Raw genomic sequence first — 11,737 nt, 5'->3', positions numbered from 1 at the left:
ATTATTAGTCTTCCATATCATCGTACAAATGCCGGCCCCGCCAGAAATACAGGACGAACCGGAACAGCCCGTATCCCAGCAGCAGCCCGGTGATCATCCAAAACCTTTCCTGCATGGGGTTGAAATCATAAACATAGCGCATGACCAGAAAGGCCAGGCCCAAAAGAATGATGATGGCGCTGGAGGTGATATTGAACCACCAGCGGATCCTTCGCCTTTTCTTTTCTACATCGTTTATCATGGAAAATATCGTTACGTAATTTCTGTCATTTTTTACCACGGAAACACCGAAATTTGGGATAATAATTATGAGGAAGATCTCTTTTTGTATTTTCAGTAGTTCCGTGTTTCAGTGGTTGGTTTCTCAGGGGTTTCGTTCTTTTTATTGGCTGTAATAGAGTTTTCTCGCTACGGCCCTGTTTGTGGCTCTGTGTGAAATTTTGGGAAACAAGAGAAATCAGGTCGTGGCCCATTTGGGACCACGACCTTATACTGTTCTATCATATTATCTGGCCAGCGATTTCAGGAACGGCGCGATCACCAGGGCCACCACGCTCATCAGCTTGATCAGGATGTTCAGCGACGGGCCGGCGGTATCCTTGAAGGGATCGCCCACCGTGTCGCCCACCACCGCCGCCATGTGGGCGCTGGAGCCCTTGCCCCCGTGCTGTCCGCCCTCGATGTGCTTCTTGGCATTGTCCCAGGCCCCGCCCGAGTTGGACATGAAGATGGCCAGCAGCACTCCGCTGACCGTCACCCCGGCCAGCAGGCCGCCCAGGGCCTCGATGTTCCACAATCCGAAGATCACCGGGGAGACCACCGCCAGCAGGCCCGGCAGGATCATCCGCTTGATGGCCGCCGCGGTGGAGATGTCCACGCATTTGGCATAATCGGCCTCGGCCCCCGGCTTCCCTTCCAGCAGGCCGGGGATCTCCTTGAACTGGCGGCGCACCTCGGCCACCATCTCGAAGGCGGCCGCGCCCACCGCCTTCAGGGCCATGGAGCTGAACAGGAAAGGCAGCATGCCGCCCATGAACAGCCCGGCGATGACCTTGGGCTGGGAGATATCGATCTTGTCGATCCCGACCGCCGCCTGAAAGGCCGAGAACAGGGCCAGAGCGGTCAGGGCCGCCGAGCCTATGGCAAAGCCCTTGCCTATGGCCGCGGTGGTGTTGCCCACCGCATCCAGCTTGTCGGTGCGCTCCCGGACCTCAGGCGCCTGGCGGCTCATCTGGGCGATGCCTCCGGCGTTGTCGGCGATCGGGCCGTAGGCGTCCACCGCCAGCTGGATGCCGGTGGTGGAAAGCATTCCCACTGCGGCGATGGCGATGCCGTACAGGCCGGCAAACTGGTAGGCGGCCACTATGGCTATGGAGATGCAGGTCATCGGCAAAGCGGTGGACATCATCCCCAGGGCCAGCCCCCCGATGATGGTGGTGGCCGGGCCGGTCAATGCCTGCTTGGCAATGTTTCTGGCCGGGCTTCTGGATTCCGAAGTGTAATATTCGGTCAGCAGGCCGATGGCGATACCGGACACCAGACCGACCACCACCGCCCCGAAGATCCCGCCGGCGTTCAGGGTGATCAGGGTGCCGGTGGGATTGACGCTGAAATTCACCGCGCCGGGCACCAGCCATCTTATCACCGGATACATGAAGATGATGGCCAGAGCCCCGGCCCCGAAGGTGCCCAGGTTAAGGGCCTTCTGGGGGTCGCCGTTGTCCTTCATCCGGACCACAAAGGTTCCCAGGATGGATGCGCCGATGCCCAGGGCGGCCAGCACCAGCGGCAGCATGACCAGGTTGATGCTGTAGAAGACCCCCAGCACCATGGCCCCCACGATGGCGCCCACGTAGGATTCGAAAAGATCGGCCCCCATGCCGGCCACGTCGCCCACGTTGTCACCCACGTTGTCGGCGATCACCGCCGGATTGCGGGGGTCGTCCTCCGGGATACCGGCCTCCACCTTGCCCACCAGATCGGCCCCCACGTCGGCCGCCTTGGTGTAGATGCCCCCGCCCACCCGGGCGAACAGGGCGATGGACGAGGCGCCCAGCGAGAATCCCGAGATCACCGACAGCAGCCGGGCCAGTTGAAATTCGTCGCCGGTGCCGAAACCCAAGACCTTGGTATACAGCAGGAAAAGGATGGTCAACCCGGCCAGGCCCAGTCCCACCACCGACATGCCCATCACCGTTCCGCCGGAGAAGGCCACCATCAGTGCTTTGGGCAGCCCGGTCTTGGCGCCCTGGGTGGTGCGCACATTGGCCTTGGTGGCCACCTTCATTCCGAAGTAGCCGGCCAATCCGCTACAGAAGGCGCCCACCACGAAGGACAGCGCCACCAAGATACTGGAGCCCTCCTGCTTCATATTGATCAGCCCCAGAATGATGGCCACCACCACCACAAAAATGGCCAGCACCCTGTATTCGCGGTTGAGAAAGGCCATGGCCCCCTCGCGGATATGCCCGGCTATCACTTTCATTTTATCATCTCCGGGATCCTGGCGGTCCACCCAGGAGGCCTTGAAAAATGCGAAAACCAGGGCAGCCACTCCGCCCGCCAGTGAAAGGATCAAGAATTTATCCATATGAAAACACCCTTCGCTGTTGTTAGTTGCCGGACCGTATTATTGCGGCCACAGTTTAATGATTCCACCTGCTATTCTACCAAAGAACCGGCCCTTTTTTCAATGTTTTTGTTGCCTGACTCCAGGCTTTGACATTCTCAGACCATCTGCGCAATAAACCCCGGGGGCCTGCGCACCCGGGGTAAGGCTAGATTTTTATCAGATGCCCGTCCACTATGGTCATAACCGCCTTGCCCTTGATCTTGCATCCCTTGAACGGGGTGTTCCGGCTTTTGGATCTGAACTTTGAGGGATCCACTTCCCATTCGGACAGGGGATCAAATATGGTCAGATTAGCCTGGGCTTCAGGCTCTATCGAGTTTTGGATCTTTAATATCCTGGCCGGATTGACGGCCATCTTCTCCACCAGCTGCGAGACCGTCAGGATATTCCTCTCCACCAGGTGGGTCCAGCAGAGCCCCAAGGAGGTCTCCAGCCCCAGCATCCCGCAGGGGGCCTGGTCGAACTCCACCTCCTTCTCCTCGGAGGAGTGGGGGGCATGGTCGGTGGCTATGCAGTCGATGGTGCCGTCCTTGAGGGCGTCGATGATGGTCATAACATCGGCCTTGCTGCGCAGCGGGGGATTGACCCGCATCATGGAATCGTAGCCGATCACCGCCTCCTGGCTTAATATGAAGTACTGGGGGCAGGTCTCGGCGGTCACCTTGATCCCGGCCCGCTTGGCCCGGCGGATGATGTCCACCGTCTCGGCGCAGGAGACATGGGCGATATGGACCCGGCCCCCGGTCAGGTCGGCCAGCATCACGTCCCGGGCGGCCATGGCGGCCTCGGCGGCATTGGGGATCCCCCGCAGTCCCAGCTTGGTGGCCAGGGCCCCCTCGTTCATGGCGCCGTCGGCCGACAGGAACTTGTCCTCGCAGTGGGATATCACCGGGATGTCGAACATCCGGCAGTAATCCAGGGCCCGGCGCATCAGGTTGGAATTGGTGACCGGCTTGCCGTCGTCGGATATGCCTACGATGCCGGACTGATACATGTCTCCGATCTCGGCCAGCTCCTCGCCCAGCGATCCCTTGGTGACGGCGCCCACCGGATAGACCCGGCATTCGGGGATCTGCCGGGATTTTATGAACTGAACCAGCCCCTGGCTGTCGATCACCGGCTGGGTGTTTGGCATGCAGGCGATGGCGGTAAAACCTCCGGCTGCCGCTGCCCGGGATCCGGAGGCGATGGTCTCCTCGTCCTCCCGGCCGGGTTCGCGCAGGTGGACATGCATGTCCACCAGGCCGGGGAAGACATACTGGCCCTTGATGTCGATGACTTCGGCCCGGGCGTTATCCATCTTGGCCCCGATCCCGGTGATCCGGCCCTCCTCGATCAGGATGTCCAGCACCTCATCCCGGTGATTCTGGGGGTCTATCACCCGGCCGCCCTTGAGGTGGATTCTGGATTGTGGATTCTGGATTGTGGATTTACTCATTGTTATGCCTCCTTCTTTATGGCTTCGGCCAGGGGGGCATCGCCGCCCGACAGCAGATAGAGCACCGCCATCCTGACGGCCACCCCGTTGGTCACCTGGTCCAGTATCACCGACCGCTCGCCGTCGGCCACATCGGGGTCTATCTCTATGCCCCGGTTCATCGGCCCGGGGTGCATGATGGTCACATCCCCCTTGGCCTTGGCCATCCGTTCCTTGTCCAAACAGAAGTGCAGTGAATATTCCCGCAGCGACGGCAGCAGGCCCTTCTTCTGGCGCTCCAGCTGAAGGCGGAGGACGTTGATGACGTCAGCCTGGGGGATGGCCTCATCCAGGTTGTAATACACCTTGACCCCCAGCTGTTCGATCCCGATGGGGATCAGGGTGGATGGGCCGCATACCGAGACCTGGGCCCCCAGCTTCAGCAGTCCGTTGATGTTGGAGCGGGCCACCCGGGAATGGGTAACGTCGCCCACTATCAGCACCTTCAGCCCCTCGAACCCGCCCCGTTTTTCCTTGATGGTGAACATGTCCAACAGGCCCTGGGTGGGGTGGGCGTGCTGTCCGTCGCCGGCGTTGATCACTCCGGCCTTGATGCGGCTGGCCAGAAAATGCGGGGCCCCCGAGGAGGAGTGCCGCATCACCACCAGGTCGATCTTCATGGCCTCCAGGTTGCGGGCGGTATCCAGCAGGGTCTCCCCTTTTTGGACGGCTGAGGTCTTGGGCGAAATGTTGACGGTGTCGGCCATCAGCCGTTTGGCGGCCATGTCGAAGGAGGCCGAGGTGCGGGTGGAGGGTTCGAAGAACATATTGACGATGGTCTTGCCCCTAAGGATGGGCACCTTCTTGATGGGCCGGTTGAGCACCTCCCGGAAGCTTTTGGCGGTGTCCAGGATCATGTTCATCTCCTCGGCCGACAGCGATTCCAGGTCCAGCAGGTCCTTTTTATTCCACTTCATCGCTCAGCTCCTTTATGATCACCTTCTCCTCGCCGTCCTCCTCCTGGGTGCGGACCGCGATTATCTCCTTGTGCGAGGTGGGGACGTTCTTGCCCACATAGTTGGCCCTGATGGGCAGCTCCCGGTGGCCCCGGTCTATCAGCACCGCCAGTTCGATGCTCCGGGGGCGCCCGAAATCCAGGATCTCGTCTATGGCCGCCCTGACCGTGCGCCCGGTATATAATACATCGTCCACCAGGATCACCGTCTTGCCGGTCACGTCCAGATGCAGGTCGGTCTGATTGACCACCGGCTGGTGGGCGATGGTCTGCAGGTCATCCCGGTAGAAGGTGATGTCGATGGCCCCGTAGGGGATATCCACTTTTTCGATGTCGCTGATCAGCTTGGCTATCCGCTTGCCCAGGGTATCGCCCCGCCGCTTGATGCCGATGATGATCAGGTCCTTGGTGCCCATGTTCTGCTCCACTATCTCATGGGCGATCCTGATCATGGCCCGCTCCACCTGTTTGGCGTCCATTATGACTGCTTTCTGTTTGGTCATACTGCCTCCGTTTATATGATTAATGTTTTGTCAATTACCCAGTTCTCCCGGAACACGGATTGCGCTGATTGCAACCGATTACATGGATGATAATCGAAAAATATCTTATATTATCGCTTCCCGTCATTACGAGGCTTGCTTTCTGCAATGCGGCCGAAGTAATCTCCGAAAAACTCACCCGTATGTAAGACAGGCATAGATCGCTTCGTTTGCCTTTAAGCATAGCCGCGCGTCATTCCCGCGCAGGCGGGAATCCAGGCATATCATTTATCCCCTTCGAAAACCGACATCAATATTGCTTGCGGTTTTATCCGCCCAGTATTTTTCCGGATGCCTGTTTGCACAGTCGTGACAAAATGTAGAGAGAACGGGCGTAAAAGTGAGCAATCATTGCTGATATCAATTTATGTCTGATTTATTCTGCAACTGATTTACCAGCAGGCATAAAAAAACCTCCACCCCTGTAATCCAGGGCTGGAGGCCAAAAAATCTTTGGGGATTTTCATATTATTTCCTTTCTGACCTCTCGGGATCAGTTTAAAGGGTAAGCGCAATTCAATATATGTATGATACTCTATTTCAGAGTAAAAGTCAAGGGGTAATATCAGAATGACAATTTGATCGGTTCATTTCTCCACCAACCGGTCGTAATGCTCCAGGGCCCCCTTGTTGCCCGGCTCCAGTGCGATCACTTTGGCAAAGGCGTCCCGGGCGCCGTCCTGGTCGCTGATGGCCTCCAGAGTGATGCCCAGATTGTAGTAGGCGTCGATGCACTTGCTGTCCAGGGCTATGGCTTTCTTATATTCCGCCACCGCCTCGTCGAATTTCTGGTTCAGAAAATAGAACTTGCCCACCTCGATGATGGTGTCGATATCCTTTTTTTTCTGGGCCAGTTTTTTCTCCAGTTCCTGGCTGTTGTCGCCGTTCATCAAAATAACCTGTTGGATTGATATTGTTATTGGATCCCCCGGACCTTCTGGATGCCTTCAAAACTGCCGATCATTATCAGGATATCCGAGCGGTTGATCTTCTCCTCGGGGGATGGTTTTATGTTGATCTCCTCACGGAACTCGGTCTCCCCCTCCGCTGTGACCACCGGCACCTTTCGCTTGATGGCCACTATGGATACCATCGCGTTCTCCTCAAATCTCAACTCAGAGATCTTCTTGGTCCAGAATTTTTTGGGAGCCACCAGTTCGACGATGCTGTGGGTATCGGAGATCTCGCTGTAATCCATGACATTGGGAGAGGCCAGGCTCTCGGCTATCCGCTCCCCCATGTCCCTCTCCGGGAAGACCACCCGGTCGGCCCCCACCTTTTTAAGGATGGTGCCGTGAATGGGGGTCACCGCCTTGGCGATGATCTCCTTGACCCCGATCTCCTTGAGGATCAGCACGATGGAGATGGAGGCCTCGATGTCCTCCCCGGTGGACACGATGGCCACGTCGATGTCCTTCATGCCTAAAGATTTCAGCGCTTTCTCGTCGGCGGCATCCACCGTCACCGACTGGCTGACCTGTTCCGAGATCTCATCCACCCGGTCCTGATCGCTGTCTATGGCCAGCACATCGCAGCCCTTTTCGGCCAGCGACAGGGCCACGCTGGACCCGAACTGTCCCAGTCCTATTACCGCAAATTGCCTCATAGTTCCCCGTCAAGTTGGTTATGATTATATCACTAAATCGGAATTATTAGCAATAGACCTTCCGGTCAAACACAGCCCAGGATTAACAATACTCTTCTGGATTCTCTGCCTTTAGTCATCACCCGATCAGCACCTTGGCCTCGGGGTATTCGAAAGGTTGGTCCTTGCGGCGCCATACCACCGCGCTGCCCATGGTCAGCGGCCCCAGCCTCCCGGCGAACATGGTCAGGATGATCAGCAATTTCCCCCAATTGCCGAAATCGTAGGAAAAGCTTAACAGCGGATTGAGGGACGAACCGATGGACAGCCCCACCGTGCCGAAGGCGGAGACCACCTCGAACAACACCGGCATCATCCTCTCGGCGGTAAAATGGGAGATCTCCGCCTGGAGCAGCAACAGGGTGACCAACACCAGCATCATGGCGGCTATGGCGCTTAATACGAAGGCCCGGTTGATTAATGCATGTTCCAGTCGCTTCTTGAAGATCAGCACCCGGCTGCGCCCGGTGAGGGTGGTCCAGATGGAGGCCATCATCACCCCGAAGGTGGTGGTCTTAATGCCGCCGCCGGTGCCGCCCGGCGAGGCCCCGATGAACATCAGGATTATTATCAGCATCAGGGTGGGGAAATGCATCAGGCCGATGTTGACGGTATTGAAACCGGCCGTCCGCGGCGTCACCGATTGGAACAATGCAGCCAGCCACTTGCCGGATGCCGATAAATTGATCAGGGTGTTATTCCGTTCCAGCATATATATCAATATCGTTCCCGTAATAATAAGGCTCAAGGTCATCATTATCACCAGCTTGCTGTGGGCCGTCAGCTTTTTCTCTGTCCTCTGGATGCCGGTCTTATAGATGTCGCTGATGGCAATGAACCCCAGCCCCCCTGACACTATCAGCCCACAGACAGTTAGAGACACCACCGGATCGGCGGCGTAATCCAGCAGGCCGTTGGAGAATAATGAAAAGCCTGCGTTGCAAAAGGCCGAGACCGAATGAAATATTCCCAGCTCCAAGGCTTTGGAAAGGGGGAACCCCAACTTCCACCAGTGCAGGCTCAAAATGACCGCCCCTAGGCCTTCCAGTACAATGGTTACCCTCAGGATCCTGGTGGCGAAACGGGCCAGGCCCTCCAGGGTGAGCACGTTATAGGCCTCCTGGATGATCAGCCGCTCCCGCAAGGATATCTTCCGGCCCACCATCAAAGACAGGACCGTGGCCAAGGACATGTATCCCAACCCGCCTATCTGAATCAGGAAAAGTATTATTATTTTCCCGGCCGGCGTAAAGTCCTTGGCGGTGTCCTTGACGATAAGTCCGGTGACGCAGACCGCCGAAGTGGAGGTGTACAGGGCATCGACAAAGCTGCAGCGGTGGCCGGCGGTGGTGGAGAACGGCAGGTACAGCAGTCCGGCGCCCAGCAGGATGGCAATAGAAAAGCCCAGGACTAGTATCCGGGCCGGGGTCATCTCCACGCGGAAGATCTGGTTGTATATTTTTCTTTCCAGCTTCATTCCTCGGCTTTCTTGAGGGCCTTATATAACGCCTTGGCATCCGGGGCTTCCAACAGCTGGGCGATGAATCCGGGCTTTTTGACCATCCGGGCTATCTCCGCCAGCACCGCCAGATTCTTCACCTTCTCCTCCTGGGGGATCAGCAAAAGAAAAAAAATATGCACCGGTTTGCCGTCCAGTGAGGAGAAGTCCACCCCGTTCTTCGAGCGGCCCAGCAGCAGCACCATCTCCTTCACCAGCTGATTCCTGGCATGGGGTATGGCCACCCCCTCACCGATGCCGGTGGTTCCCAGGGATTCCCGGTATTTGATCCTGTCGAACAGCTCGGTCTCGCCCCGCTGAATGATGTTCCGGCCCATCTGTGAGCCGACCCCGGGGACCATGTCCCGCATCTCCTCGGCCGTCTCCATGGCCGACAGCTTTTTGCTGCCGAAGGCCCTGGCGATAAGCTCCCGCAGGACACTGTCGGCATCCTGCGAGGCAAGTTCGGGGATGACCAGCGATTCGTCTATCAGGTTGAATAATTTTATGGCCATGTTCCTGTTGCAGTCTTATCCGGCTTATTGAGTAATTAGGTCGCTCCGAGTCCGGTATCGGAACGACCTATGGGGCGTATTATATCAGCCTGCTGTCTGTTTGTCAAGATAAATTGATGCCTCCCGAGTTGGCCAGGGTATCCCTCAGAAAATGCCGGTCGTCCTTCTCCGGGTGGTCCTGGGTGTAATGCAGGCCCCTGGATTCCTTGCGGTTGTAGGCACAATCTATCACCAGCCCGGCCAGGCTCACCAGGTTCCGCAGTTCCACCAGGTCGGCCGTCACCCGGTATTTCCAGTAATAATCCCTGATCTCACCGGCGATGGCCTGCAGCCTGTTTTTGGCCATGGACAATCTTTTATCGGAGCGTACTATCCCCACATAGTTCCACATCAGCAGCCTGACGGCATGCCGGTTATGGCTGACCACCACCCTTTCCCGGCTCTGGACCGAGCCCACGTAGTCCCAGGGCGGAATGCTATCGGGGGATCTTGATTCATCACTTGCCGCCCTGGCGGCCCGGACGGCGAAGACCAGGGCCTCCAGCAGGGAGTTGGATGCCAGCCGGTTGGCCCCGTGGGCCCCGGTGCAGGCGGTCTCCCCGGCGGAATACAGCCGGCTGATGTCGCTGCGCCCCCACAGGTCGGTCCTCACCCCGCCGCATAGATAATGGGCGGCCGGCACCACCGGGATCAGCCCCCGGCCCAGGTCTATGGCCCGCTGCTGGCAGCCCTGAAAGATATTGGGAAACCTTTTTTGGAATTTCTCCGGTCCGATGGAGGAGATGTCCAGAAAGACGCACATCTCGCCCGAGGCCTTCAATTCCGAATCTATGGCCCGGGCCACCACATCCCGGGGGGCCAGGTCGGCCCTGGGATGATAGCCGGGCATGAATTTCCGGCCGCCCTTGTCGCACAGCACACCGCCCTCCCCCCGCACCGCCTCGGATATCAGAAAGGAGCGTTCGTTCTCTTCAAATGATGACTGGTACAGGGTGGTGGGATGGAACTGGACGAACTCCAGGTTGGCGATGGTGGCCCCGGCCCGGTAGGCCATGGCTATGCCGTCGCCGGTGGCAATGGCCGGGTTGGTGGTATGCAGGTAGACCTGACCGCCCCCGCCGGTGGCCAGGAAGGTTATTCCGGCGGAATAGCCTTCGATCTCCCCGGTCCTGGTGTCCAGCACATAGGCCCCCAGACAGCTGATTCTTTCGCCCTGCCGGCCGGTGATCAGGTCTATGGCCAGGTGGTGCTCCAGCACGGTGATGTTGGAGTGCCCCCGGGTCTTGGCCACCAGGGCCCGTTCGATCTCGAACCCGGTGTAATCCTTGGCGTGGACTATCCTTCTTTTGGAGTGCCCGCCCTCCTTGCCCAGGTCCAGCCCCCCCTGGGTGTTCATGGTGAAGCCCACCCCCATTTGGGAAAGTTCCCGCACCAGCTCCGGCCCCTCGCTGACCATGGCCCGGACCGCCTCCTGGTTGCACAGCCCGGCCCCGGCCTCGATGGTGTCCCGGATGTGGTCCTCGATGCCGTCATCGGAGCCGAACACCGCCGCCACCCCGCCCTGGGCGTAGTTGGTGTTGGACTCGGTGTCGTCCTTCTTGGTGACAATGGTCACCATGCCGTGCTCCGCCGCCTTGAGAGCGAAGGTCAGCCCGGCAATGCCGGAGCCTATGACCAGAAAATCGGTTGCGGGCATAATAACAATTTATAATTTACGAATAAAGGATTTTACTACAAAGCTAAGAGATAGTCAAAAGGCATATAAGAAGACCCGCGATAAGCGGGACTTCTTTATTGAGCAATTAATTAAAATAGCTTATCACCCACCATCAATGCTAAACGATGCATAAACAAAAAAATATTAGCAATCCCTAAAAACAGGGTGATGCTAAAGCCGGTTAATATAAAAAATCCTGTAATGATTTGTGCATTAATGCTTTTCGATCGACCATATTTGTGTGTTATAACAATACATGCCGTAAAAGAAAGTAACCCAAAGATGTATAAAATAATGTTTCTAATTGCAAATTTTTTAACAGATTTCTTATGCTCTAATATTTCGCGATTTGTAAATCTAAACGCACCCTGTGAAAAAGCTCGTTTTTCAACCACTTTGCCAGATTTATAAAATACATCTATATAGTCACCGGGTTCGGTTTCCAACGGGATGGCATAAGATAACACTTCACTATAATCCATGCCTACCTTATATTTTAGATTGTTAGCCTTCTGCGGCTTTTTATTGAATAGCTTCGAAACTTCCTCTTTTGTCATGCCATTTTGAATAGTTAAATATCTCTTATATTGTTTATCGTAATTTCTAAATATGTACTGGCCATTTAATGATAGGCCGATACATAATAGAACTACTAAAACAATGCCTGTTATTGATAGCCAAAATATCGCCTTCATCTTTATTTACCCCACTTTTTATTACAACATTGTGTAATCCACCGTGCAGGCTCTCTCTTTG

Annotated in this window: 11 protein-coding genes; all 11 read right to left on the bottom strand. The window is 56.6% G+C overall.

What is annotated here, in order from left to right:
- Positions 1 to 4: 4 nt before the first annotated feature.
- On the bottom strand, positions 5 to 241 hold the full coding sequence (locus RDU76_04485; GenBank protein ID MDQ7798188.1) for a hypothetical protein: 237 nt from the start codon (positions 239 to 241) through the stop codon (positions 5 to 7).
- Positions 242 to 505: 264 nt separating this feature from the next.
- Positions 506 to 2,590, bottom strand: a complete 2,085-nt coding sequence (locus RDU76_04480; protein MDQ7798187.1) for a sodium-translocating pyrophosphatase — start codon at positions 2,588 to 2,590, stop codon at positions 506 to 508.
- A gap of 187 nt (positions 2,591 to 2,777) precedes the next feature.
- Positions 2,778 to 4,070 (bottom strand): dihydroorotase, encoded by a 1,293-nt coding sequence (locus RDU76_04475; protein MDQ7798186.1) that lies wholly within the window; start codon positions 4,068 to 4,070, stop codon positions 2,778 to 2,780.
- Positions 4,071 to 4,072: 2 nt separating this feature from the next.
- Positions 4,073 to 5,026: an aspartate carbamoyltransferase catalytic subunit gene (locus RDU76_04470; GenBank protein ID MDQ7798185.1), complete on the bottom strand. Its 954-nt coding sequence runs from the start codon at positions 5,024 to 5,026 to the stop codon at positions 4,073 to 4,075.
- On the bottom strand, positions 5,013 to 5,567 hold the full coding sequence (pyrR, locus tag RDU76_04465) for a bifunctional pyr operon transcriptional regulator/uracil phosphoribosyltransferase PyrR (GenBank protein MDQ7798184.1): 555 nt from the start codon (positions 5,565 to 5,567) through the stop codon (positions 5,013 to 5,015). Before pyrR ends, RDU76_04470 begins: the two co-directional genes overlap by 14 nt.
- 626 nt (positions 5,568 to 6,193) lie before the next feature.
- Positions 6,194 to 6,496: a tetratricopeptide repeat protein gene (locus tag RDU76_04460; GenBank protein MDQ7798183.1), complete on the bottom strand. Its 303-nt coding sequence runs from the start codon at positions 6,494 to 6,496 to the stop codon at positions 6,194 to 6,196.
- A gap of 26 nt (positions 6,497 to 6,522) precedes the next feature.
- Positions 6,523 to 7,212, bottom strand: coding sequence for a TrkA family potassium uptake protein (locus RDU76_04455; GenBank protein ID MDQ7798182.1), 690 nt, complete (start codon positions 7,210 to 7,212; stop codon positions 6,523 to 6,525).
- Between the two features lie 118 nt (positions 7,213 to 7,330).
- Complete coding sequence (locus tag RDU76_04450) at positions 7,331 to 8,728, bottom strand: TrkH family potassium uptake protein (GenBank protein MDQ7798181.1); 1,398 nt, start codon at positions 8,726 to 8,728, stop codon at positions 7,331 to 7,333.
- The gene (locus RDU76_04445) at positions 8,725 to 9,264 is read right to left on the bottom strand and encodes a PTS sugar transporter subunit IIA (protein MDQ7798180.1); all 540 of its coding nucleotides are present in this window, start codon (positions 9,262 to 9,264) and stop codon (positions 8,725 to 8,727) included. Before RDU76_04445 ends, RDU76_04450 begins: the two co-directional genes overlap by 4 nt.
- 103 nt (positions 9,265 to 9,367) lie before the next feature.
- A complete protein-coding gene (gene nadB, locus RDU76_04440; protein MDQ7798179.1) occupies positions 9,368 to 10,963 on the bottom strand; it encodes an L-aspartate oxidase in 1,596 nt (531 codons plus the stop codon).
- Between the two features lie 107 nt (positions 10,964 to 11,070).
- A complete protein-coding gene (locus tag RDU76_04435; protein ID MDQ7798178.1) occupies positions 11,071 to 11,676 on the bottom strand; it encodes a hypothetical protein in 606 nt (201 codons plus the stop codon).
- Positions 11,677 to 11,737 lie beyond the last annotated feature (61 nt).

This window comes from Candidatus Edwardsbacteria bacterium, from assembly GCA_031082425.1.
GTDB lineage: Bacteria > Edwardsbacteria > AC1 > AC1 > EtOH8 > UBA2226.
This window is presented reverse-complemented; position numbering and strand designations above follow the sequence as displayed.

Bases quoted from the DNA above. Each gene is read 5' to 3' on its own strand.
- RDU76_04485 (MDQ7798188.1), bottom strand. From the start codon at position 241: ATGATAAACGATGTAGAAAAGAAAAGGCGAAGGATCCGCTGGTGGTTC.
- RDU76_04480 (MDQ7798187.1), bottom strand. From the start codon at position 2,590: ATGGATAAATTCTTGATCCTTTCACTGGCGGGCGGAGTGGCTGCCCTG.
- RDU76_04475 (MDQ7798186.1), bottom strand. From the start codon at position 4,070: ATGAGTAAATCCACAATCCAGAATCCACAATCCAGAATCCACCTCAAG.
- RDU76_04470 (MDQ7798185.1), bottom strand. From the start codon at position 5,026: ATGAAGTGGAATAAAAAGGACCTGCTGGACCTGGAATCGCTGTCGGCC.
- pyrR (MDQ7798184.1), bottom strand. From the start codon at position 5,567: ATGACCAAACAGAAAGCAGTCATAATGGACGCCAAACAGGTGGAGCGG.
- RDU76_04460 (MDQ7798183.1), bottom strand. From the start codon at position 6,496: ATGAACGGCGACAACAGCCAGGAACTGGAGAAAAAACTGGCCCAGAAA.
- RDU76_04455 (MDQ7798182.1), bottom strand. From the start codon at position 7,212: ATGAGGCAATTTGCGGTAATAGGACTGGGACAGTTCGGGTCCAGCGTG.
- RDU76_04450 (MDQ7798181.1), bottom strand. From the start codon at position 8,728: ATGAAGCTGGAAAGAAAAATATACAACCAGATCTTCCGCGTGGAGATG.
- RDU76_04445 (MDQ7798180.1), bottom strand. From the start codon at position 9,264: ATGGCCATAAAATTATTCAACCTGATAGACGAATCGCTGGTCATCCCC.
- RDU76_04435 (MDQ7798178.1), bottom strand. From the start codon at position 11,676: ATGAAGGCGATATTTTGGCTATCAATAACAGGCATTGTTTTAGTAGTT.